Consider the following 22,687-nt stretch of genomic DNA (forward strand, 5'->3'; position numbering starts at 1 on the left):
CTGCTCAAGGAGAGGAAAGATGAAAAAAACAACAAGGTTACTGTCCGGTTTAGCCCTGTTGGCGGCTCTTAGCGCCTGCAGTAAAAAAGACAGCGAAGCACACTATGTTACTGCCCAAGAGTACCTGGCGGCCCAGCAGTTCAATGCTGCTGTGATTGAACTTCGCTCGGCTGTGCAGCAATCGCCGGACGATTATCGTTTCCGGTTAGCCCTCGGCAAAGCCTTACTTGGTATCGGCGATACCGCAAGCGCAGAGCGAGAACTTGAGCGGGCTATGCGTTACGGTGCCCCGGAAGAAGACATTGCCTTGCCCTTGATGCAAGCTTATTATCTGGGCAACAATTACCAGGCCGCGATTTCTGCCTTTGAGAACAGCGAAAGCCTGACGGAGCGCGATCAGGCCTTGGTCGATACCTATCGTGCGTTATCCGAGATTGAGTTGGGTGACACCCCCTCTGCCATTGTGCATTTTGAACGGCTGAGCCAATCGGGCTATGCGGATGTTGCTGCCATGGCCCAAGCGCACTTGCATTTGAGTGCACGCGAGGCAGAAGCTGCCATCAAGAGTTTGGACGCCGTTGCAGCTGACAGTGAACTCTATGCAGAAACACGCTATTTAAAAGGTAAGATCTGGCTGGCACAAGATGAGATGCCAGCGGCCATTGAGAACCTGAAAGAGTATGTTGCTCTGGCTCCAAGTAAACTGTTGGCCCGGCTGTTATTGGCTCAAGCCTATGTTCGCGATGGTCAGTTTGATAGCAGTGAGCCCCATTTAGCTCTGTTGCTTCGCGTATTCCCAGAGCAGCCTATGGCTAATTACTTACAAAGCCTGGTCAGCTTCCAGCGCGATGATTTTGAAGCAGCCAAAACACACAGTGAGCGTGCCATCCGGCATGGTCTGGTGGGTACGAGGGCTCGTGTCATTGCAGCCATTTCCTCCACGCGTTTGGGCCTGGAAGAACAGGCATTGCGTCATCTGGAGCCGATTCGTGATCAACTGTACCAAATACCTGATGCCCAGCGCTTGTTCGCATTATTGCAGCTAAGAGCAGGTGAAACAGAAGATGCCAGCAAGATACTTGCGAGTATGCCGGAGCATGAACAGAACCTGCAATTGATCGCCAGTACCGCTTTTGAGCTGGTTCGCAAAGGTTCTCCAGATTCTGCGCAAAGCCTTCTAAGCCAATATCAGAGCCGGGATGATTTGGATGCGGCAGGACTAACCACCATAGGTACCGTCAAACTGGGTATCGAAGGACAGCGGGATGCTGGGATCCGCGATCTGGAGCAGGCACTGCAGCTGGACCCTTCCATTACCCAAACCAGATTAGTACTGGCAATGACCTACCTGCAACAAGGTGACTTTGATAAAGCTTCAGCGCTGGCTGAGGAGTGGATCAAAGATCCTGAAATGCAGGTCGCTGGCTACAACCTGCAAGCCTATGCCAATTTTTTGCAACAACGTTTTGATCAAGCGGTGCAACTCAGTGACCAAGCATTGCGAATCAAGCCCTTGAATCCCTTTTCTTCATTGTTGCAAGCGATGGTCAAGGTGCAACAGCAAGATCTGACGGCAGCGAATCAGCAACTGAAAACCATGCTGGACCAACATCCTCAGTACCTTGCTGGCTTGGAGCAATACTATGCCGTTGGCAAGGCTCGCCAGGACACTGCAGATGCCACTAAACGCATCGATCAGCTGTTTCGTCAGAATGAGCAGATATACCCGGCTCGCTTGCTGCGGGCACGGGTTGCACATGACCAACAGGATTTCCAAAAAGTCATTGATCTGCTAAACGATATCAATCCTCAGCAGCAGCCTATCCCGGTCAGCCACCACTTGCTGCTGATCGAGTCGCATCAGCAGTTGGGGCGCCATGCACCAGCGGTTCGGCTGGCAGAGCGCTGGTATCGGCAGAGCCCGGCCAATATTCAGGCCGGTTACACCTATGCCAATGCCCTGGCGCTAAATAATGAGCGTGAAAAAGCGCTGGAGACCATCAATGCTTTGCTTAAGAATAATCCTGGCCACGAGCGTTTACTGGTAGCACAAATCACCTTATTGGCACAACTGCAGCGGCTTGATCAAGCGGTTGCCGTTATTAGTAATTTGCCAGCCGGTATGGCTAGTAATCCACAGATGCAGTTTATCAAGGGGCGGCTTGAATTGATGCGCGGGGACAATGCAGGCGCTAAACGAGCCTTTCAGGCAAGTTATCAAGAGCTGCCAACGCACGAGACTGCCTTGTTTATTGGCGTTAGTCTGGCCGCCCTTGAGTCTGAAGCGAGTGCAAAAACGTTTATTGAGCAGCATATCGCGCAGCATGGCTCCAATCAGGGCTTGGATACCTATCATGCCACCCTGCTGTTGAAGACTGATTCAGCTCAGTCCAAACAGATGTATCAAAGCGTGCTGGAAAGAGAGCCAAATAATGTGATTGCGCTGAACAACTACGCTTGGTTACTGACGGAGAACGATCAGGCAGCACAAGCCAAGCCATACGCCGAGCGAGCTATGGAGTTGGTACCTAATCACCCGGATATTATTGATACCTATGGCAAAGTATTGCTACGACTGAATCAACCCAACGAAGCTTTAAAGCAATTTGAGCAGTCGTTGAGTTTACGGCCCGATCATGCCGAGGTCATGCTCAATTACGCCGAGGCCCTGGGCAAAACCAATCAGCGAGAAAAAGCGCGTGAAGTGTTGTCACAAGTCCGAAGTGACGATCCAACCGTTTTAGAGCGCTTGGCCAGGCTACAAAGCCAACTGCGCTAAAGCAGATATACAGCGCATCTTGGATGCAACAAAAAAGGGCTTTCATCACAGCCCTTTTCTATGCGCGGCAACCCGGTTTCTAAGACTAAGAGTCAGGCGATATCAAGTGCTAACAGAGTCTCCTGAGTTAGCTCGTCTGTAACTAATTGACACACCGAATCAAAAAATGGTCGGAACAGCGGTTTAATATCACTCACCAGACTATCTTTGTACAGAATAAAGGGCTGGCGCACGCCGTGATAATCTATCAGCTGCCCTGCGGGTTGAAAGTGAATGCCAGGCCGATTCAGATGCTTCATCAATCTTGGTTCCATGATAGCAATCATGGCGTGAATAGTCTGACTCTGTTGATAGTAGGCTGCCAGGGCAAAATACAAACAGATTGCAATGTGTGAAAAGCTCTGCAGCTCGTCCGAAGTAAACTGGTACGCCTGGTGGTCAAGATACACCTGGTGATCCAGTGTTATACGGCGCCGGAATTCAGCCCTAATCGCAACACGGGATACTTCTGCATAGTCACCACGTCTAAGCCCCAGGTTGGTAATGATGCTGCTATCGAGTGCTGGCTGGCAAAAGTGTTCTGAAGGCAGAGATTGCTTATGCCCAAACTCATCAAAAGGTAAAACGCAACGGGCTGTACCCGCTGCCAGCCCAGTGCGCCGGTGACGGATCAGAAAGTGGAGTGAATGCCCATCAAAGCGGTCGCGCTCCAGGGGCTGCTTAAACTGACTTTTATCTTCAAAGCCAAGTTCATCGCAATACACTTGATAGCGGATGTGATACACATCACGCTTTTGAGCTGGTGTTCTTGCTAACACCAACTCAAAATAATCAAAAAAATTATTAATAACCATTCCCTCAATGAATAAACCGCTTGCAGCTCTAGTTTGAAAATTTGTTGCTGCAGCTATGTCGCCCTTACACGCTGGTAAGTTCAATCGAACACATGCGTAATCATCCGTGAGGTTGGTGCACTCTGACACCCTTCCCTAAAACTTCGTACCACTATATCCCAAGCTTGGTAAAAGAAGAATCACTGATTTAGGAAAAACCATCGCTTTTTAGATTAGTCTGAATGAGATGAACAAAGACTGAACCTAAATTCAAATCATAAAAAAGCCAGTCGACGACTGGCTTTTTTTAAATCGCTTGAACTTGTGTTGATTAGGCTGCTTTGTTGCTGCGACGGCGACGAGCGACGAAGCCCATGCCAAGCAAGCCAGCACCTAAGATTGCGATTGACGTTGGCTCAGGTACTGAAAATACACCGCTGATATTCAGGTCTGTGGTACGAACCAGTTCAAGACAGGCTGCATCCACACAAACTGGGATGTAGTTAGGGTCAACGTTGAAATCAGCCCGGAAATTGATAGTGGTTCCGTTACCTTGAGTGTACAAATCAAAGAAGGAATAACCTGAGTTCACATCCATGAAGAAATTCTCAACAAAGGCGTTGCCACCGGCATACCAGCTGAAATCAACAGCAGCATTAAACACTACGTTTGGATTAAAAGCTGACGCACTTGCTGATAACAAATTCAGGCCTAACACCTGAGTACTGGTATTGGTATTCAGATCTTCGTAGAAGAAGCTAAACACGCCAGAGGTGAAGTTAGGAGCAATACCATCAAAGGCTCCGAAAACTTCCTGACCATTGAAAGTACCACCGACTAAGTTACCATCCGCACAAGCACCAACCGGTGCTGGAGGGCAGAAACCTGGAGGCAGGATACCATCGATAAACTCAGCAGTACCTGACACTTGATAAGAGAAGCTAAGCTTCCAATCACTGCCATAACCGGCTGTTGCAGAAGCGCCCAGCAGAGGGAAAAGCTGGCCAATGTCGCCAGAGCCAACATCACTGAAGCCCAATATCTGGCCAATCAAATCATTGGCATGGGTTACAGCACCAGCACCCAAACCATGAGTGTAGGTAGAAGTCACAGGCAAATTAGTGGCACCTAAACCATTAAACTGGGCTGTAGTACCATATCCACTGTTGATTTGGATGGGTGACGCAATTGCTGCAGAACCGAACAGGGCCAGAGCAACGAATCCTAAATTTTTCATAGCTATTTCCTTAAGCGAACATGAAAGTCTGTTGCCTAAAGTAAATGCACATCTCATGCCAACTCTAAAGTATTTTTTTAAATCTTTAAAAACAGCATCTTATAGTGGTAGGCATTGACAACAAAAGCATGAGTGTAAAAAAATCAGACAGCTTCAGCACCAGCTCGAGTGACCGTTCGCTTGGCAATAGCAAACATCAATCGTGGCAACAAACCTTTATTGCCAAAGGGCCGCCAGGTTCTTTTTAATTTATTGCGGTAGGCATCAAAGTGCAGGCCATATGGGGCCGCAACAATATCACCACGTTGCAGCAGAATTTTGAGTGCATAGGTAGCCGCCATGCCTGCGCACAGTTGCACCCCCATAATGGTGGAAGGACCTTTACGGGCTTTAAAATCAACCCGGCTTTTATCGACCAGATAGGGCAGTTGCAGCATGGAGGGTGACAGCCCAATCAGAAATTGGATGTATTGATCCAATTCAGAGCGCCCTTCAAAACAAAAGTACTGCTCGAAGGTCATCTGTCCAGGCATAAAGCACAACAAAGCACTGCCCATGCCCAAAGGAGCTGCAGTAACAATAGGAATCCCTTTGGCGGTACAAGCAGCAAACACCAGCTTGCGAGCTTCCAGTGCAAAAAAGTCCAGACTATCAACGTACAAATCCACACCATCAAGAAACGCATCCACATTGCTGGCATCAATGCCCTGTGGGTAGCTGTCGATAACCAGCTCTGGATTTATATCACGCGCCAGACGCTCCATCACCTCAACCTTGTCCTGGTCGATGGTAGATAACATCGCACCCGCCTGGCGATTGAAGTTGTGAATTTCAAATTGATCAAAGTCTGAAATACTGAAGTGGCTGATACCAAGCCGGGTTAACGTCAATAAATGAGCACTGCCAACCCCCCCCGCACCGGCAATAGCAACTTTACACTGCCGGAGCCTGCTTTGTTCCTGTTCAGTAACCCAGCCTATATTGCGGGAAAATGCCTGGTGATAATCAAACATGAATGCCTCATCGAATCAGCTGAAAGCCCTGCGAAACCTTAGTGTCCGGTTAGGAAGGAGAAGAGAGAGGGCTCAGCGAAAACTCCTGCTCTCTGGCGTTCTCTGCAGCCGGCTTTAGACCACCGGATTGAATCAGATCACGCTCGACGGACTCCAGCAACCGCAGATAACCTGGGCTTAAATTGCTGCGCAAGTCACGTGCATCAATGTAAAAAGGAGCTCGTTTGCCATGGAACTCAATCAGCTTGCCAATTTGCTGAAACTGAATACCCACAAAGGTTAAACTCCGAGCCAGTCGGGGTTCCATCATCACAAAGCCATGATAGCGCTTGGTCTGCATCGCCATGGCGGTCGCCGCCAGGTACAAACAGATAGCAATGTAAGGAAAGCAGCGGAGTTCGGTTTCAGAAAAAACCTGCTCATTAATCGCACCTGTGGCTGCCCCTTTGAATTTATCAATCGCCCGCTTTCGAAAGTTTTCCGGCACAGCCAACCTGGATATCTCACAAATGGACTCACGTGGGAAATTCATCGGCGACAGCTCAGGGTGCTCAATAGCATGCCCACAAAACTGCTCTATAGGCAATAATTCATCCGCGGCATGGGAACCGATAAGCCGCACAGTTCCTGCCAGCGCTTTAGAACCAAGGTGACGCACAAAGCAGTGAATTGCACGCGCATCAAACTCATCACACTCTTCGTAACTTTCTTTAATATCTTCAAAATGCAATTCTTCGCAATAGACTTGATGCCGCAAATGATAGACTTCATGCTTTAAATCATCGGTGGTGGCTATTTGCGGCCGCAAATACTGGGAGAAGTGACGTGAAATCACTTTGGCATCATTGCTGGCCAAGGAGGTCATTGCCTTTTTTACCACCCCACCAATGATGGGCTTTTCAGCAAGGGTTCTAAGTTTTTTCATCGTCCGTCATTGCTGCTTAGCATTAAGTTCTGGTTCATCTTAGTATGGCTTTAGTTTATTGCCTAAGCCAGTTTAATTTTAGCGGAATCACATCGATGGTCGTCTGATAACCAAGCCTGAGCAAATGCAGCTTGGTTTCGAGGGATAAACTAAAATCCACCGATGAAACATCCCCGGTATTAATCAGTACCGTGTTATGCCAGTACTCAGCATGCACGTACTCTCGCGATACTGCATTCATAAAAGTTTGAATCAACATGTTAATGTATGAAATCAGCGGGAAAAAGCGATTTTTTAGCACCGGCTTTTCTTCGGCATCGCTTTTCAAACGAAAACAAACCGCTGGCACATGGCGGCCAGACCAGTCTTTATGCAGCGCATCTTCGGATAAAATCACACCATCGGCCATGACATGATTTTGAAAATCTTTGAAAGAGAACAACAGTGGAATGGACATGGAATAGCGAATGGACTGTGATACTTTCAGCCTGGGCGTCAATGCTTTATTAAACACGACAGGGCCGCCGCCATTGATATCCGTTGCCAGCACGTGCAAATCCAGCTCTAAATCAGCGAAAGTGCGCCCGCCGAGCTTTTCATCCAGCCATTCTTCAAAACGATTACCATCCGATAAACCGCCCGTGCGAAGCAAAGACCAAAATGAAATCTCTCTAAATTGCTTAAAATCGGTATCCATCGCCAGTACTTTGATGTCATCCAGCTTCCAGCCAGCTGCATACAAGGCCGCTACGATGCTCCCCCCTGAAACACCGACCAAATGATTAAAGTGCAATCGCATTTCTTTTAAAGCCATCAGAATACCAATGTAACAACACAAGCGGGTACCCCCTCCAGAAAAAATAGGCACAATTTCACGCTCTAACGGCTTTACCAGCATGGCACTATCCTTGAGATGGTCGATCATTTTTGCAAAAGCGACACAATACGATACACTCAGATGTGATGAGCTGCACAGGTTCAGATCAGAGTTTAGACCAAGGATGATAAAAATGCGTTTGCTACTCGGTTGGATTTTTTTGTTTTGCTGGTCAGTTCAGGCTTCGACTCTGGTCGAGCTGATTCCCCAAATTAAACCTTCGGTGGTTGGCATTGCTATCCACAACCCATCCGCCTCACCCAGAATTAACTTTGTTGGTACTGGCTTTGTAGTCGGCGATGGCAAGCAGGTGGTGACCAATTACCATGTGATCGGCAGAATTCTAGATGAATCCCGACGCGAGGAGTATGTGGTGATTTCTGGCTCAGCCCGCGACATCACTATGCATCGCATTGTGAAGCGGCGCAATGCACCAGAATACGACTTGGCCATTGTTGATATCGAACAAGCATTGCCTGCTTTAAAACTAGCCAAGGATGAACTACAACCTGAAGGTAGTCGAATTGCCTTTACCGGTTTCCCGATCTCGAATGTGCTGGGTCTATACCCGGCAACACACCAAGGCATTATCTCTGCGGTGACACCCATCGCGATCCCGGCAGACAACTCCCGTGACCTGCATATTCAGGCGCTGCGCCGATTGCGTGAACCTTACTTAATCTATCAGCTGGATGCTACCGCTTATCCCGGCAACAGTGGAAGCCCACTGCTCCATCAAGACACCGGAGAAGTGATTGGTGTCATCAATATGGTGCATGTAAAGACAACCCGCGAAGCGGTTTTAAGTGATCCAAGCGGCGTCAGTTACGCCATTCCGGTACGTTACGTCCGGCAGCTGCTGCAACAGCCTTAAAACGCGGGGGCTTTATGCAGGAGTTCTGGGGCCAGCTTGCGCTGGATACAATTGGTTTTGCGCTGGCCGCGACCGGCTATCTGTTCTTCTTCGCACTGCTATTAACCGTCAAAGCACGTAACGTACCACGAACTTTGCTGCTTGGTTATGCCTTGGCTACTTTCTGTTGGGCCTTGGTGTACGCATTCACCACGCAGCCACCTTACCAATCCACTGGCTCTATCTGGTTGGAGAACAGCCGCTTACTGCTGCTGATACTTTTTCTCTATGCGGCGCTGCATGATTATCAGACGCAGATTTCAGAGTTTTTGCAACGGAAGATTGTCTGGTTAAGCTGTGTCCTGCTGCTCGGTTGGACGATCCTGGCCCAGCTCGAGTTGGTCCCTCTGTCCCTTCTGCTAACCGGCCAATTGCTGCTGTGCATCTTTGTGCTGGCCTTGCTCGAAGCCTTATATCGCCGCGCTGGCGATGCTCGCTGGCAATTCAAGCCACTTATTTTCGCGCTCAGTGTCTCAGTACTGTTTGATTTTGTGCTGCTGGCTGAGGGCAGCTTGTTCCAACGGGTGGATGCTCAATTATGGTCGGCGCGAAGTTATGTGCAGTTGTTGATGCTGCCAATGTTGGTCATTGCGGTGCGACGCATTAAAGCATGGAATATTCGGGTCTACATTTCACGTGATATCGTGATGCAAAGCTCATTGGTATTGGCTGCCGGCGTTTACCTCTGCTTACTGGCATTGGCAGGCTTTTATATTCGCTACAGCGGCGGTGCTTGGTCAGAGTTGCTGCAAGCTACCTTTGTCGTGCTTGGCTTTGCGCTGCTGGCTGCCTTGGTTTTATCTGATAACATTCGGCGCAAACTTAAAGTTTTTATTGAAAAGCATTTTTTTGAAAATACCTTTGATTACCGGGCCAAATGGCTGGAGCTGACCCACCGCTTGCGCCAGATTGATGTCAATAAGGACAATGTGCATCTGGAAACCCTGGCGAGTTGGTTGCAAGCTATTGGCTATACCCGGGGAACCTTACTTCGTTACCAACAACAGCCCAAAGTATTAGCCCGGATTAACCGCCCGGAACTGACAGCTGATGAGCATGAAATCCTGGAACGGTACATACAGGATTACCAGCATAACAGCTGGATCATTGATTTAAAGCAAAACAAAGATCCTTTTGTCACTAGCCTGCCATCCCGGACGGCGACCATCTACACGCAACTTATCATACCCATTCATGCCAAGGATGGGTTGTGGGGGCTGTGTTTACTGGATGCTGAGCCCCACCTGCAATTAAAATTGAACTGGGAGCTGAAAGACTATTTGATTGCGGTTACCGAACAGATCGCCAGTTATTTATTTTTACTGGAAGCCAATAACAAACTGATGGAAAACGCTCAGTTTGCAGCTTTTAGCCGGATGTCTGCTTTTGTGGTGCATGATGTAAAAAACATCACAGCCCAGCTGGGCTTGCTGCTGAAAAACGCTGAGCGGCACAAAGATAACCCAGAGTTTATTGAAGATGCCTTTGACACCATAGCGTCCAGTAAGCGACGCATGGACAAAATGCTGGCACAACTGATGAATAAAGAACGCAGCGAGGATAATCAATCGCGCTTTGAAGTATCGGAACTGATTGAACAGCTGATTGAAAGCCGTTGTCAGGGCCAATTACCATTGCCGGTTCTGCGACGCCATGAGCCGATAATGCTGTCACTGGATAAAGAACGCTTTAGCAACGTGCTGTTTCATCTTATTGATAACGCACAATATGCGACCCCTGATGATGGCGAGGTCTGGCTGGAGCTTACCAAAGACGCCGATCAGATGCAGCTGCGCATTATCGACACTGGTAGCGGTATGAGTGCTGACTTTATCCAGCAGCGCTTATTTAAACCCTTCGACTCTACCAAAGGCAATGCCGGTATGGGAATTGGGGCCTACGATGCGCTAATGTTTGTCGAGCAATTAGCAGGTACCCTTGCGGTAACAAGTAAACCAAATTTTGGGACTACCTTTACCATGCGACTTCCTTTAAACTAACCAAGAAAAATGACAAGGATTGTGCAATGAAGACACTGTTAATCGTCGAAGATGATCTGGGTATTCAAAAACAACTGAAATGGAGTTTGCCAGATTATGAACTCGTCTTTGCTGAAGACCGAAGCTCAGCTTTAACCCAGGTTCGTCGTTATGAACCTGCTGTGGTCACCCTGGATCTCGGCCTGCCGCCTGATCCGAGCAATGCATCGGAAGGCTTAGCCTGCCTCACCGACATTCTGGCCATTCACCCCGATTGCAAAGTCATTATCATTACTGGCAATACCGATAAAGAACACGCGTTAAAAGCCGTTAGTCTGGGCGCCTACGATTATTATCAAAAACCCATCGAGCCAGAAGTCCTCAGCGTTATCCTGGCCAGAGCTTTTAAGCTAAGTGCACTGGAACAGGAAAACCGCTATCTGCGTCACTCCGGTTTGCATCAACAGGATATTATCGGCAACAGCGACTCTATTTTAAAAGCCTGCCGCATGGTAGAAAAAATAGCGCCGACAGAAATTACTACCTTGCTGCAAGGGGAAAGTGGTACCGGTAAAGAAGTCTTTGCCCGCAGCATCCACAAACAAAGCCCCCGCGCCGATAAACCCTTTGTCGCTATCAACTGCGCATCCATTCCGGAAAACCTGCTGGAAAGCGAGTTATTTGGCTACGAGAAAGGGGCTTTCACCGGGGCCAATAAAACCACCCTGGGTAAGATTGAATGTGCCAATGGAGGCACCCTGTTGCTGGATGAAATCGGCGATATGCCATTAAGTCTGCAAGCCAAGATGCTCCGATTCTTACAGGAAAGGGTCATTGAGCGCTTAGGTGGCCGGCAGGTAATCGAAGTGGATGTGCGCGTAATTTGCGCCACGCACCGCAATTTAGCGGAGATGGTGGCTGAGCAGACGTTTCGGGAAGACTTGTACTATCGTGTCAGCGAGATGACGCTGTTTATACCACCACTGCGTGATCGTGGCCAGGATGTGGTGATCATAGCTAAAGCCTTGCTGCACAAATTTAATCAAGAGTTCAAGACCCAGGTGCACACCTTTTCTGAAGATGCCATTCAGGCTTTACTTAGTCATCGCTGGCCTGGGAATATTCGTGAGCTGCAAAATAAACTGAAGTCAGCCGTGATTCTGGCAGATAGTAAGCAGATCACGGCCGATGATCTTGGTTTGGCAGCGAGCAGCGAGCAAAGCGCACCCAGGACATTGCGAAAAGTACGTGAAGATGCGGAAAGCCAGGCTATTCGTGAAGCCTATGCTCTGAGTAATGGCAATTTATCCAAAACAGCCGATCTGCTCGGTGTTACCCGGCCAACGCTCTATTCTTTAATTGATAAGTACCGTCTGCTTGAGCTCAGAAACAATGAGCTCACGAGCTAAAACCAACTGAATAACCTGGCGCCTAGCGGCGCTCAGGCTCGAAGTAGCTTTTGCCAAGCACGGCGACCATTGCTCCACGGCTACTTTTAACAATAAGATGCCAGAGCAAAATCGACACAGGCATCTTTAACCAGTGACCACGTAACCAGCAAAGTGTATCTGCCAGTTTATCTTGCCAGTTATCGGTAACAGGATGGCGCGGTGCTAAAACCCGCTTAAATGCAAAATCAAGTATTGCCTGATTCTTTGTAACCCCATGCTGTCTTTCCAACCGCTGATAAAAATCATCAGGAAATGCAGTGGCTAAAATACTTCGACAGTAACGACACGCCAGAAAAAGCTCAGTGCAAAAACCCGTTGCTGTTGCCAGCTCAAATAAAGCATCCCACTGCGCGGGCTGTTTGAATTGCAGAAACAATAAATGCAAGTCCGTCAGATCGCGAAAGCCATTTTTAAATTCTTCATTAAACAGCAAGTGAATGATGCTGTGCAGAGTCATCGCTGGCAGAGTCAATACCTGGTACCCCTGCTCCGTCGTTACCAGGTGTGTTAGAAAGTGACTTATATCCGGCGCCCGGCCAGAAACCGGAGGTACCAAATTGTGGTGAATATCAATGATGGTGCCTCTGCTGTGATGACGGACAGGGGGTATTTCATGGGTCCACTGTCGGTAGTAATGCTGATCATAGGGTGTCATCGGTTCGCCAAAGTAACCATGAAGCGCCAAACGCTGCTCAACGGAAGTAATCGCCTCCTTTGGCACCAGGATATCAATATCGCTGTAAGTCCGCCCCTGCCCAATGGATGCACCAAGCGCCAATGAGTATGCGGCCCCTTTCAAAAAAAGTGGGGTAACTTTGAGCGGTGCCAGCAATGTGACCAGTTCACTCGCTTCAAAAGCAACCTGATTACATTGTTTCCGAGCCAGGATCTCTGCATTTTGTAGATGGTGTCGGGCATAAGCAGGCAGTGCGTCAAACACTGCGGCCTGCCGAAACAGATGGCTATACCGTGCCAACAACTGTTGCTTTCGAAGCAACCGAATAATCAGCACCCAGTCCTGTTTAGGGACCGTTGCGGCGAGCTGCGGCTCCTTTATTAACGCAATGAGCCAACTAGCGCCCTGCATCAATCAACTCCTGTTGCAAAAACTCCGCCACCAAAGCCAGATCATTGTAAAAGATTTCAAATCCAGCCACCCGATCGATGAGCTGGCATAAGGTGACGAAACCATCATTACCAATCACACCATAATTAAAGGCATTCTGAGCCAGCTGCATAAAGCTTTGCGTTTTATCAAGCTTATAAATATCCAACTCGGTATCAGAGCGGTAGTTAGGAAACACCACACCCACTATCTCTGCCGGCTCCTTATTCTGCTGCCAGCTACTTTCTGGCGGTGAAAGATGGATCACATCCCCTTTATGCGTATCGCTTGCTACTGTCGAATAGATAGCGTCAGGAAACCACTGCTTTGCTAGGGTGATGGAGTTATTTTTAAGGCAGATAGGTCGGACAAAGGGAATCACGGTTCGGCTATGCGGTTGTATCAGCGCCATTTCATCCGAAAGTAAGCGCCAACCATGAAATGCCAACCAGGTCGTCAAGGTGCTTTTGCCCGACCCAGGTGGTGCTGGAAACAAAATGGCTTTGTTGTCTTTGGCCAGTACCGCAGCATGAATAATGACGTATTGCATCTCATGGGTTGCAACACACCAGTTCATGCCCCACTCCAGCATGGCGTATGCCTGCTGTTGCTGCAAAGGCTGAAACGGCTCTTGCTGATCGGCAAAAAAACGTGCCTGCGGACGGTAAAATCGTCGTATCCCTTCCGCTTTTTGCACCGAGACAAAATAATCAGGGTAAGAGGCCATGTCTACCAAGCGGCTGCCATACAGCCGCTTCAAATTATCAACTACAAGTGGAATATCGGTTCGAACTTCGAAAGTAAAAGGCGGAAGAAGTAAAGACTGGTGACTAGGCATTCGCTTTCCCGGGACTCTGTGAGGGAAGCTTAAGCATGCGGGATAAAGCGTGCAGTTCTTGTGCCTGAACGCTGGTGTCAGTTTCACCGTTCGAAACCAGCCTTTCTAATTGCTGTGCGGTTAAAGAAACACCGAGCGTTTCACCAGTCACCTGATTGAAAAAGACAGTACCTGAACCATCGGAAAAACTATGGACGACCACATGCTCCAGTAAAACATCATGCAACATCAATGGGTATCTAGCCTAAGGACGACAACTTAACTGCACTGAAATGAGCCTGGATGTCTATTGTTGACTAAATCCTCAAACTCTTTCGATAACACCGCTGTATTATTCTGGCTAGCCAGATTCCACAAATAATTGGCCAAGTCACCCGCAGTTTGCAGTGCAGGACTGCTACCAATCACAGGAAAATAGATACCAAATTGGCCATGGTAAACAGCGTTCATATAGACAGCAGCCATAAAACGGTTGATTTTGGTTGAACCGATAAACTCGCCGTTCACCTGCAACACATCAGCCATTAAAATTTCACCGATTGGCTTAGACGGATTCGGAGGCAAGTCTAAAGGATGCCCTGGGAAAATATCGGTGAAGCGGGCCGATGTCTCCGCAAACGAATTGGCCTGAGAACCATTGCCATTATTACCAAAAAAGCCGGAAGATTTCAGATGTAGGCATTGACCGTTGGCAAAGTCAGAGCCATGGCCTGAAGCAACGATGGACTGCGCAATACCGCCACTACCAGCCCATACGGAGCGGGCAGGCAAGGAAGCAACCACAATGCCAACACCGGTACGCATTAGGAACTTACGTCGGCTCTGGCTGGTTGACTTGGTTACGTTTTGATCCTTCATTTCCATCAAAAACTACTCCTTTAAACAACGTGCCTTGCTTAAGCTTGCTATACGATTTAAAGATGCAAAAATCACACCACAAAAAATTTTTTTTATAATACAGCAAGCTATCTAGTTAACTCTGCAAGAGGTGACTGCCTCTGTAAAATTTTCAGACAGCCAGTATGGACATGACTCATCATAACTCAAAATGATGAATCTGAATAGTTCTTCATCAATGCCCCATAAAAACAAAAGGCTCAATACAGTATTGAGCCTTTCACAGTTAAAAGCAGCGGGAGTTTATAAGGTTACGCCCTTCATCTTGGCTTTATCCCGAATATAGTCTTCCCAGCTACGTGCCTGGCGCGCTAGCGCCGTGTCACGACGTGCCTGCTGAGCTGCAGCTAAAGCCTGAGGATACTGCTCCAGATAAAAATGAGCAGCTACCAAACTCATATGCACCCGACCAGGATTTTCCACATTCAGTTCCAGCGCACGGTTAAATGCGGTAATCGCATTGCGATAGCGCTGGATAGAAAGTAACGCTTCACCCTGACGGCGGAATGCCTCGGCATCATTGTCCAACTGACCAGCCCGACCGTAAAACTCTGCCGCTTTGGCATATTCACGTGCCGCCTGGTAATTGCTGGCAATGGCCATCAGAATTTGACGATTTTCCGGAATAACCCCATCTTTCACTTTTTGCTCAAACAGTGCTGCTGCTTTGAATGACATCTCATTGTTAGCAAAGGTTTGACCAAACATCTGAAAGTGAGTACGTGACTCCAGGTAGCCCAGTATATTGGCTACTCGCAGCGCCGAAAGCGATTTCTGGAACTCTTCCTGCATCTGATACGTATTGCCCAGATAGAACCACCATTGAGCACTATCTGGAAACAAGGTGACCATTTGCTCAAGGACCTGGGTCGCTTCAGGGATACGCTGAGCACCATACAAAGCACTTAACTTGGCTTGATAGTAGTTTTCACGCGGCTCATCAGACAATGCCAAAGCACGATTAATCGGCTGCACAGCGTTATCGTACTGTTCCATTTGCAGGAATGCACCGGCAATACGGAAGTAGACATCATGCCGCTCTTCACCTGTGAAACGCATCCAAGCGCGATAAGCCTCGATAGCCTGCTGATATTTCTCTTCCTGTAGCAGCAAGTTACCAATATTTTCAAGCGTAGCGGCTTGATCATTAAAGCTTAAAATATCTGGCCGAGCTGCACGTTGCAAGTAATCAATCGCTTTGGTGTTGTCAGTGCCAACATACAACTGCCCAATCAAGCGATCCACAAAAGCACGGTCAAAGTCAGAGCTGGTTCGGGTATCCAGTAAAACTTTCAGTGCTTCCTGGATTTGATCTTCATTGTACAAATCAATAGCACGTGTCAATGACCGACCTGTTCGCTCAGTTACCACTTGGCTGCGGCGATCTTTACGCTCCTGGATCCGTTGCTGCTGTTGCGCAGCTGTTTCAGCCAGGCTAGCCGGTACATAGAAAGAACCTGCAGTTAACGCAAATGCGATTGCCAGTGCTGAGCTGAGTTTTGTTAACTTAGTCATCATCAACCTCCGGCCATATCAAGCGTAAAGTCTAGCTGAACTTGCAGGCCATGCTGCTGTTGCGGACGACCATCAACAATTTTTGGCTGATAACGCCAGCGGCGTAACGCACGGATTGCTTCACGGTCGAACACACGACGTGGTTCTGCTTCAATCACTTCAACATTATCAACACTACCATCTTCCATAATGCTAAAGCTTAAACGAACCCAGCCTTGCAAACCGTCACGTGCTGCCTGAACCGGGTAACGCGGCTCAATCCGGACGATAGGTTGAGCATCACCATCGCGCATTAAAGCACCTGATGGATCGCCAATACCACTTGACGCGCCGCCTAAATCCAGACCAGGCATATTAAAGCCTATCGCACCTGACACATCGGTTTGATCCGGAGGCGTCTGTGGTTGCTGCGGTGGCTGCGCCGGTGGTGGCGGCGGCGGTGGCCGGCGTACCTGCGTATCCATATCTGGCGGTGTGGTATTAATTTCTACAACAATCCGCTCTTGCTCGTTATCGCGACGCTCCCCGGTCCCTTTGACCAGGGTCGCCATTAACAAGAACAATAGAAACGTTACCACAGCACCAAGAAATAGCGATGTTAGTAAACGTGCCATAGTATCACTGCTCCCCGGCGATCGTGATGATGTAATCACCTGCCGCTTTGATTTGATCCATGACTTCCATTACCCGACCATGCTGTGTTTCTTTGTCTGCCTGAATGATAATGGTATCAGTTGGCGACTCAGCAACCAGACGTTCAATGTTAGCGGCAACCCGCTCGACATCAACCATCCGACGGTCCATCCAGATCTCACCATTTGGACGAATGGCGATAAAGATGGTGGCGCTTGGTTTTTGCTGGGCCTGAGTTGACTCAGGTTTGTTCACGTCGATACCGGCTTCTTTCACGAATGAAGTTGTCACGATAAAGAAGATCAACATAATGAAAACGATATCCATCATCGGCGTAATGTCGATTTGGGCCTCATCGTCTTCACGAATACGTTTACGTGCCATAAAAATCTCTCTTTAATGATGCGGTAAGCTATCAACCAAGCTTGCTTTTTCCCGCTTTGCTCTGATTTCTAACCGCGAGCTGAAAAAGACCCCGGAAAGTGCAGCTACCATTCCAGACATGGTCGGGATAGTGGCCATCGAGATACCAGACGCCATGGTTCTTGGGTTACCGGTACCCTGGGTAGCCATGACGTCAAAGACGGCAATCATCCCGGTGACGGTGCCCAGTAGTCCGATCAGCGGACACATAGCGACCAGTGTCTTTATCAGCAGCATATTCTGGTCAATTTTTGTTGTTGCTTCAGAAATCCAGGTATCACGGATTTTATGAGCATACCAAGACGTAGTGTCTTCACGGGCATCCCAGCGGGCGATAATCGCTTTCTTTTCCTTTGGGAAAACCGCTTTCAGATACCAGTAGCGCTCTAACATTAAGAACCACATGATGAAGAGCACCAGGGCGACAATGTACAAGACATTGCCCCCGGTATGAATAAAATCCTGTACCGATTCCCACAGCTCAATCAGCTGGAGCATCATTAGGCTTTCTCCTTCTCCGCATGAGCAGCAATAATACCAGCGCTTTGCTCATCCAGTACGTGAAGCACAGATTTAGCTTTGGTCGCAACAATGCTGTGAGCGAAGATCAGTGGCAGTGCCGCAATCAGACCCAGAGCCGTAGTTACCAAGGCCAGAGAGATATCACCTGCCATCAGTTTCGGGTCACCAGTACCGTACAGTGTGATGGTCTGGAAGGTCATGATCATACCGATAACGGTACCCAATAGACCCATCAGTGGTGCAACTGCAGCAAACAGCTTGATCATGTTGATGCCACGTTCAATTTTCGGCGTTTCACGCAAAATGGCTTCATCCAGCTTCAGTTCCAGGTTTTCCACATCGGCAGATTTGTTGTTGTGGTATACCTTCAGAATACGACCCAGTGGGTTGCCATCGGAAGGATTGGACAGATTTTTCAGCTGAGCACGGATCTTGCCACCAATCATGGTCAGTACCACGAAGCGCTCAATCGCAATCAGCAGGCCAATCACCAACAACAGAGTAATCAGGTAACCAACTTCTTTACCCTGATGATAGTATTCAGACAAGGTTGCACGCTGCTGGTTCAAACGCAAAATGCTGTTGCCTTTGGTTGGGTCAACGAACAGATTGGTCAAAGTACCAGGACGGGCATTGTGGAAATCCGACACTGAGTTGTGAACACGGGAAATCGGTGCACGGCCTAGTGGTTGCAGCTGATTGGTATCGGCGTTGTAGTACAGGTAATCACTTGCTGTGGTTACGTGGAAAGAACCGAAACGCGTGACGCGCTGCGTTGAAGTACCACCATCCAGGTTGACCACTTCAGCGTCAAACTTGGAAATTTTGGCAGACTCAACCATTTCTGTCAGCAAGGCAACCCACAGGTCTTCCATTTCCGGAATGGTTGGCAGCTCGGTCGCAGCTGCTAAGCCACGCAGTGGCTCATGGCGCCCTGGGTATTGTGCGCTAACAATAGAGGTAGAAACAACACCAATGGCATCACTGGCACTACCACGGACCATACCGAATAACTCACCCAAAGTACCCTGGGCAGCAATCAGTTCTTGTTCTTTTTGTGCAATCAGAATGTCGTTATCAGCAAATTCTTTTTGCAAACGCTCACCACGTGCTTCCTGGTTGGCCAGAGCGCGACGGGCTTCATTTAATAAACGTTGTTGATCCTGGCGGGCATTGATAAAAGCTTGCTCACGCTCTTGGTTGACACGTCCTTCCAGCTGACGCTCACGCTTTACTTGTTCCAGGATTTGATCCAGCCGGTTGGTGTTGGCTGAAGCATCAAATGCCATGCTGGCAGTAGCAGTCACCGCAACAGCAACGATTAAGGATTTAAATAGGGTTCTCATTTCGTCTTACTCCGCTGCGATTAGTGGTACGCGTGCCATATCAAAGTTAATTTCACGACGGGCCATTTTGATGAAATCGCTAACGCCATTCAAGAAACTATCCGGCAACTGTTCCCAGCTGTTGGTTTGACGGTTCCAGTGCCAGGCATTGCTGCCATCCAGCGACATGGCCATCAGCGCCAGACGGCCCAGATGCACGTAATCTACGGTCAGCTCGTTACCGCCCAGGTTCAAAGTGCCCTGGAACGCAGCCAGCTCAGAGCCATAACCAGCTTCGATGCTGTAGGCTTCCATGATTTGACGGTACTGCTCAGATAATTGCACATCTGAACGAGCCATGACCTCACGCAGGCGCTCAACACGCTCGATACGACGATCGGTACGCAGTGGAATATCGTTCTTCACGAACTCTTCCAACGCATCGATCATTTTAAACATCAGCGGCACAGTACCACGGCGGGTATCTTCCAGGGTGTCGATTTGACGCTGGATGGAGTTGATTTGACGCTGCTGGTCAGTCACCAGCGTTTGCAGGAAATCATTGTAAACTGTCAGGCTATCGGTTTGGTCGACTACTTGACGATATTGATTCAACAGATCCTGAGTTTGTTCGTAAATCGTGTTGATGCGCTCTTGTGAGCGGACGGCTTCACGAATGATTTGGCTATTTTCCTGATGGATTTGTTCTAAGCCGGAATTCGCCATCGCTCCGCCGGAAAAGGCGAAGACACCGGCAAAAGCCGATGCGATAAGACTTTTACTCATTTTATTGTTAAGCATAGTTCCCAACCAATAATTGCTGATTAACGTAACCTGGAGTTTAGGGCTTTTCTCAAACTACTCTCAGGTCAATGACAGTGGCACTTCAACCCAGTGCAATGACCACGAATAGAGAGCCCTGGTTAGAGGGTAAACCATCAGCATCATTACAGCTAAAAAGCCCATTGTCAATACGACAACGGGCTTTGCCACTAATTCAAATGTTGCTTATTTATGCGGTTTTAAGTCGTGTTTATGCGCCATTAAAACACTGCTTTTTTAATGCTTAAACTTTATTAAACAAAGCGCGCAAAAAACAAGCAACACAGTACTTTAGCTGTAGAAGCCGACCATAGCTTCCAAACTGACAGGCTTTATCTTGCTAGCATTGCCTGCACAGCCAAAGGCTTCATAGCGCGCCACACAAATTTCGGTCATGGCTTTGGTTGAAGCCTGCAGGAATTTGCGTGGATCAAACTCGGCAGGATGTTGTGCCAAAAAGCGACGAACTGCTCCTGTTGACGCCAGACGCAGATCGGTATCAATATTCACTTTACGCACGCCGTGTTTAATGCCTTCCAGAATTTGTTCGACCGGCACACCATAGGTTTCCGGAATGTCACCGCCAAACTCGTTGATCACTTTCAACCACTCTTGTGGCACCGACGAAGAACCATGCATTACCAGGTGGGTATTCGGGATTTTGGCATGAATGGCCTTGATCCGATCAATCGCCAGGATGTCGCCTGTAGGTGGCCGGCTGAACTTGTAAGCACCATGCGACGTACCGCAGGCAATCGCCAGCGCATCCACACCGGTGGCTTTCACAAACTCAAAGGCCTCATCCGGGTCGGTCAGCATTTGATCGTGGGTTAACACGCCTTCGGCACCGATGCCATCCTCTTCACCAGCCGTACCGGTTTCCAGTGAGCCCAAACAACCCAGTTCACCTTCAACCGACACACCACAGGCATGGGCAATATCAACCACACTTTTGGTGACAGCAACGTTGTAGTCGTAATCCATCGGTGTTTTGCCATCTTCACCCAGGGAGCCGTCCATCATCACCGAAGAAAACCCAAGCTGAATGGAGCGCTGACAAACCGCCATCGAAGTGCCATGATCCTGATGCATCACCACCGGGATATGCGGAAACTCTTCGATCGCAGCCAGGATAAGATGACGCAAAAAAGGCGCGCCGGCGTATTTGCGGGCACCAGCGGATGCCTGTACGATAACCGGACTGTCGGTTTGATCTGCGGCCAACATGATGGCGCGCATTTGCTCCAGATTATTGACATTAAATGCCGGTACACCGTAGCCATGCTCAGCGGCATGATCCAGCATCTGACGTAATGAAATAAGTGCCATGAGATCCTCTCTCTGTTAGGGTACAAAGTTATCAATGCTCTTTGAGCTTATGTTTTTAATGCTTTAGAGCGCCTGACGCGCCCGTTCTTCCAGTATAGCGACTGCAGGCAGAGTTTTACCTTCCAGGAATTCCAGAAAAGCGCCACCACCGGTCGAAATGTATGAAATTCTGTCCGCTATGCCGTATTTATCAATGGCCGCTAAGGTATCACCGCCCCCGGCAATGGAGAACGCCGGGCTTTCAGCAATGGCCCTGGCAATGGCTTCGGTGCCGGCCGCGAACTGATCAAACTCAAACACGCCGACTGGACCATTCCAGACAATGGTGCCAGCACTTTTCAGCAATTTCACCAGGGCTGCTGTGGTGACGGGGCCAATATCAAACACCATATCATCGCTGGCAATATCGTTAACCGCTTTTAGCATCGCGGGCGTATCGGCACTAAAAGCTTTGCCGGTCATCACATCGGATGGCACCGGAATGCTGGCTCCCCGGGCTTCGGCGGCAGCCATCAGGCGCTTAGCTTCCGGAATCAAATCGTCTTCACACAGGGACTTACCGACACCATGCCCATTCGCAGCGATAAAGGTATTGGCAATACCACCACCAACAATTAACTGATCCACTACGCCAGATAAGGACTCCAGCACCGTTAGCTTGGTGGATACCTTAGAGCCACCAACAATGGCAACCAGCGGCCGTTTTGGATTTTGTAGCGCTTTGGCCAGCGCATCCAGTTCATTCGCCAACAACGGGCCCGCGCACGCAATAGGGGCAAACTTGGCGACGCCATGGGTAGAAGCCTGGGCACGATGTGCAGTGCCAAAAGCATCCATCACAAAAATATCGCACAAAGCGGCCAGCTTTTGGGCCAGTGCATCGTCGTTTTTCTTCTCACCTGCATTGAAGCGTACGTTTTCAAACACCACCAGCTCACCCGGCTTTACATCCACCCCAGCCAGATAATCGCGCTCTAACCGTACCGGTACCGACAATGCCTGCTGCAACCAGACAACCACCGGTTGCATCGAAGCCTCTTCGCTGAAGACACCTTCTTCTGGCCGGCCAAGATGCGACATCACCATGACTGCCGCCCCTTGTGCTAAAGCAAGCTCAATGGTTGGTAATGCTGCTCTTAAACGAGCATCGGAGGTCACTGCTCCATCTTTAACCGGCACATTCAAATCTTCCCGGATCAGCACCCGCTTACCAGCAAGTTCCAGTTTGGTCATCTGTAAAACCGTCATGTGTTTCTCCCTATGAAATAAGT

At 48.9% G+C, this 22,687-nt stretch carries 21 protein-coding genes; 4 read left to right on the top strand and 17 right to left on the bottom strand.

The features are described from left to right. The first annotated feature begins 19 nt into the window (after positions 1-19). Complete coding sequence (gene prsT / locus BLW37_RS09495) at positions 20-2,779, top strand: XrtA/PEP-CTERM system TPR-repeat protein PrsT (protein WP_091342244.1); 2,760 nt, start codon at positions 20-22, stop codon at positions 2,777-2,779. A gap of 92 nt (positions 2,780-2,871) precedes the next feature. Here prsT and BLW37_RS09500 read toward each other — a convergent pair whose 3' ends face one another. From BLW37_RS09500 to BLW37_RS09520, 5 genes are all read right to left on the bottom strand, one after another. After that, complete coding sequence (locus BLW37_RS09500) at positions 2,872-3,633, bottom strand: PEP-CTERM/exosortase system-associated acyltransferase (protein ID WP_091342245.1); 762 nt, start codon at positions 3,631-3,633, stop codon at positions 2,872-2,874. A 310-nt stretch (positions 3,634-3,943) separates the two neighbouring features. Next, the gene (locus tag BLW37_RS09505) at positions 3,944-4,906 is read right to left on the bottom strand and encodes a PEP-CTERM sorting domain-containing protein (RefSeq protein WP_091342247.1); all 963 of its coding nucleotides are present in this window, start codon (positions 4,904-4,906) and stop codon (positions 3,944-3,946) included. 86 nt (positions 4,907-4,992) lie between these two features. Further along, entirely contained in the window at positions 4,993-5,862 is an 870-nt protein-coding gene (locus BLW37_RS09510; protein WP_091342249.1) for a ThiF family adenylyltransferase, read from the bottom strand. A 49-nt stretch (positions 5,863-5,911) separates the two neighbouring features. Further along, positions 5,912-6,787, bottom strand: coding sequence for a PEP-CTERM/exosortase system-associated acyltransferase (locus tag BLW37_RS09515; RefSeq protein WP_091342251.1), 876 nt, complete (start codon positions 6,785-6,787; stop codon positions 5,912-5,914). Positions 6,788-6,842: 55 nt separating this feature from the next. Then, on the bottom strand, positions 6,843-7,685 hold the full coding sequence (locus BLW37_RS09520; protein WP_091342252.1) for a patatin-like phospholipase family protein: 843 nt from the start codon (positions 7,683-7,685) through the stop codon (positions 6,843-6,845). A 112-nt stretch (positions 7,686-7,797) separates the two neighbouring features. Here BLW37_RS09520 and BLW37_RS09525 point away from each other — a divergent pair, with 112 nt between their 5' ends. Genes BLW37_RS09525 through prsR form a run of 3 tightly spaced genes read left to right on the top strand, consistent with a single transcriptional unit; the run spans position 7,798 to position 11,965 of the window. Continuing rightward, complete coding sequence (locus tag BLW37_RS09525; protein ID WP_245785683.1) at positions 7,798-8,538, top strand: S1 family peptidase; 741 nt, start codon at positions 7,798-7,800, stop codon at positions 8,536-8,538. 14 nt (positions 8,539-8,552) lie between these two features. Next, on the top strand, positions 8,553-10,577 hold the full coding sequence (gene prsK / locus BLW37_RS09530) for an XrtA/PEP-CTERM system histidine kinase PrsK (RefSeq protein ID WP_091342255.1): 2,025 nt from the start codon (positions 8,553-8,555) through the stop codon (positions 10,575-10,577). A gap of 26 nt (positions 10,578-10,603) precedes the next feature. Continuing rightward, positions 10,604-11,965 carry a PEP-CTERM-box response regulator transcription factor gene (gene prsR, locus BLW37_RS09535; protein ID WP_091342257.1) on the top strand — a complete coding sequence of 454 codons (1,362 nt, stop codon included), beginning with the start codon at positions 10,604-10,606 and terminating at the stop codon, positions 11,963-11,965. A gap of 22 nt (positions 11,966-11,987) precedes the next feature. Here the strand turns inward: prsR and BLW37_RS09540 are convergent, their stop codons facing one another. From BLW37_RS09540 to BLW37_RS09595, 12 genes are all read right to left on the bottom strand, one after another. Further along, a complete protein-coding gene (locus BLW37_RS09540; protein ID WP_091342258.1) occupies positions 11,988-13,094 on the bottom strand; it encodes a nucleotidyltransferase domain-containing protein in 1,107 nt (368 codons plus the stop codon). Then, positions 13,081-13,950 carry an HprK-related kinase A gene (locus tag BLW37_RS09545; RefSeq protein WP_091342260.1) on the bottom strand — a complete coding sequence of 290 codons (870 nt, stop codon included), beginning with the start codon at positions 13,948-13,950 and terminating at the stop codon, positions 13,081-13,083. The genes BLW37_RS09540 and BLW37_RS09545 overlap by 14 nt, the downstream gene beginning before the upstream one ends. Further along, positions 13,943-14,179 carry a hypothetical protein gene (locus tag BLW37_RS09550; protein ID WP_091342261.1) on the bottom strand — a complete coding sequence of 79 codons (237 nt, stop codon included), beginning with the start codon at positions 14,177-14,179 and terminating at the stop codon, positions 13,943-13,945. Before BLW37_RS09550 ends, BLW37_RS09545 begins: the two co-directional genes overlap by 8 nt. Positions 14,180-14,208: 29 nt before the next feature. Then, positions 14,209-14,814 (bottom strand): hypothetical protein, encoded by a 606-nt coding sequence (locus BLW37_RS09555; protein WP_216351830.1) that lies wholly within the window; start codon positions 14,812-14,814, stop codon positions 14,209-14,211. Between the two features lie 276 nt (positions 14,815-15,090). Then, positions 15,091-16,362 carry a tetratricopeptide repeat protein gene (locus BLW37_RS09560; RefSeq protein ID WP_091342263.1) on the bottom strand — a complete coding sequence of 424 codons (1,272 nt, stop codon included), beginning with the start codon at positions 16,360-16,362 and terminating at the stop codon, positions 15,091-15,093. A gap of 2 nt (positions 16,363-16,364) precedes the next feature. Beyond that, positions 16,365-16,976, bottom strand: coding sequence for an energy transducer TonB (locus BLW37_RS09565; RefSeq protein WP_091342265.1), 612 nt, complete (start codon positions 16,974-16,976; stop codon positions 16,365-16,367). A 4-nt stretch (positions 16,977-16,980) separates the two neighbouring features. Then, positions 16,981-17,379, bottom strand: coding sequence for an ExbD/TolR family protein (locus tag BLW37_RS09570; RefSeq protein WP_091342266.1), 399 nt, complete (start codon positions 17,377-17,379; stop codon positions 16,981-16,983). A 12-nt stretch (positions 17,380-17,391) separates the two neighbouring features. Next, positions 17,392-17,916: a MotA/TolQ/ExbB proton channel family protein gene (locus BLW37_RS09575; protein ID WP_091342575.1), complete on the bottom strand. Its 525-nt coding sequence runs from the start codon at positions 17,914-17,916 to the stop codon at positions 17,392-17,394. 2 nt (positions 17,917-17,918) lie between these two features. Beyond that, positions 17,919-19,286 (bottom strand): MotA/TolQ/ExbB proton channel family protein, encoded by a 1,368-nt coding sequence (locus tag BLW37_RS09580; RefSeq protein ID WP_091342268.1) that lies wholly within the window; start codon positions 19,284-19,286, stop codon positions 17,919-17,921. 6 nt (positions 19,287-19,292) lie between these two features. Then, entirely contained in the window at positions 19,293-20,066 is a 774-nt protein-coding gene (locus BLW37_RS09585; RefSeq protein WP_091342272.1) for a DUF3450 domain-containing protein, read from the bottom strand. Between the two features lie 312 nt (positions 20,067-20,378). Next, on the bottom strand, positions 20,379-21,416 hold the full coding sequence (gene fba / locus BLW37_RS09590; RefSeq protein WP_091342273.1) for a class II fructose-bisphosphate aldolase: 1,038 nt from the start codon (positions 21,414-21,416) through the stop codon (positions 20,379-20,381). A gap of 63 nt (positions 21,417-21,479) precedes the next feature. Beyond that, a complete protein-coding gene (locus tag BLW37_RS09595) occupies positions 21,480-22,664 on the bottom strand; it encodes a phosphoglycerate kinase (RefSeq protein WP_091342275.1) in 1,185 nt (394 codons plus the stop codon). Positions 22,665-22,687: the final 23 nt, after the last annotated feature.

It is taken from the genome of Alkalimonas amylolytica (assembly GCF_900107845.1).
GTDB classification, from domain to species: Bacteria; Pseudomonadota; Gammaproteobacteria; order Enterobacterales; family Alteromonadaceae; genus Alkalimonas; species Alkalimonas amylolytica.

Bases quoted from the DNA above. Each gene is read 5' to 3' on its own strand.
- BLW37_RS09525 (WP_245785683.1), top strand. From the start codon at position 7,798: ATGCGTTTGCTACTCGGTTGGATTTTTTTGTTTTGCTGGTCAGTTCAG.
- BLW37_RS09500 (WP_091342245.1), bottom strand. From the start codon at position 3,633: ATGGTTATTAATAATTTTTTTGATTATTTTGAGTTGGTGTTAGCAAGA.
- BLW37_RS09545 (WP_091342260.1), bottom strand. From the start codon at position 13,950: ATGCCTAGTCACCAGTCTTTACTTCTTCCGCCTTTTACTTTCGAAGTT.
- BLW37_RS09585 (WP_091342272.1), bottom strand. From the start codon at position 20,066: ATGCTTAACAATAAAATGAGTAAAAGTCTTATCGCATCGGCTTTTGCC.
- BLW37_RS09550 (WP_091342261.1), bottom strand. From the start codon at position 14,179: ATGTTGCATGATGTTTTACTGGAGCATGTGGTCGTCCATAGTTTTTCC.
- prsR (WP_091342257.1), top strand. From the start codon at position 10,604: ATGAAGACACTGTTAATCGTCGAAGATGATCTGGGTATTCAAAAACAA.
- BLW37_RS09505 (WP_091342247.1), bottom strand. From the start codon at position 4,906: ATGAGATGTGCATTTACTTTAGGCAACAGACTTTCATGTTCGCTTAAG.
- BLW37_RS09580 (WP_091342268.1), bottom strand. From the start codon at position 19,286: ATGAGAACCCTATTTAAATCCTTAATCGTTGCTGTTGCGGTGACTGCT.
- fba (WP_091342273.1), bottom strand. From the start codon at position 21,416: ATGGCACTTATTTCATTACGTCAGATGCTGGATCATGCCGCTGAGCAT.
- BLW37_RS09515 (WP_091342251.1), bottom strand. From the start codon at position 6,787: ATGAAAAAACTTAGAACCCTTGCTGAAAAGCCCATCATTGGTGGGGTG.
- BLW37_RS09560 (WP_091342263.1), bottom strand. From the start codon at position 16,362: ATGACTAAGTTAACAAAACTCAGCTCAGCACTGGCAATCGCATTTGCG.
- prsT (WP_091342244.1), top strand. From the start codon at position 20: ATGAAAAAAACAACAAGGTTACTGTCCGGTTTAGCCCTGTTGGCGGCT.
- BLW37_RS09510 (WP_091342249.1), bottom strand. From the start codon at position 5,862: ATGTTTGATTATCACCAGGCATTTTCCCGCAATATAGGCTGGGTTACT.
- BLW37_RS09555 (WP_216351830.1), bottom strand. From the start codon at position 14,814: ATGGAAATGAAGGATCAAAACGTAACCAAGTCAACCAGCCAGAGCCGA.
- BLW37_RS09540 (WP_091342258.1), bottom strand. From the start codon at position 13,094: ATGCAGGGCGCTAGTTGGCTCATTGCGTTAATAAAGGAGCCGCAGCTC.
- BLW37_RS09570 (WP_091342266.1), bottom strand. From the start codon at position 17,379: ATGGCACGTAAACGTATTCGTGAAGACGATGAGGCCCAAATCGACATT.
- BLW37_RS09575 (WP_091342575.1), bottom strand. From the start codon at position 17,916: ATGCTCCAGCTGATTGAGCTGTGGGAATCGGTACAGGATTTTATTCAT.
- prsK (WP_091342255.1), top strand. From the start codon at position 8,553: ATGCAGGAGTTCTGGGGCCAGCTTGCGCTGGATACAATTGGTTTTGCG.
- BLW37_RS09565 (WP_091342265.1), bottom strand. From the start codon at position 16,976: ATGGCACGTTTACTAACATCGCTATTTCTTGGTGCTGTGGTAACGTTT.
- BLW37_RS09595 (WP_091342275.1), bottom strand. From the start codon at position 22,664: ATGACGGTTTTACAGATGACCAAACTGGAACTTGCTGGTAAGCGGGTG.
- BLW37_RS09520 (WP_091342252.1), bottom strand. From the start codon at position 7,685: ATGCTGGTAAAGCCGTTAGAGCGTGAAATTGTGCCTATTTTTTCTGGA.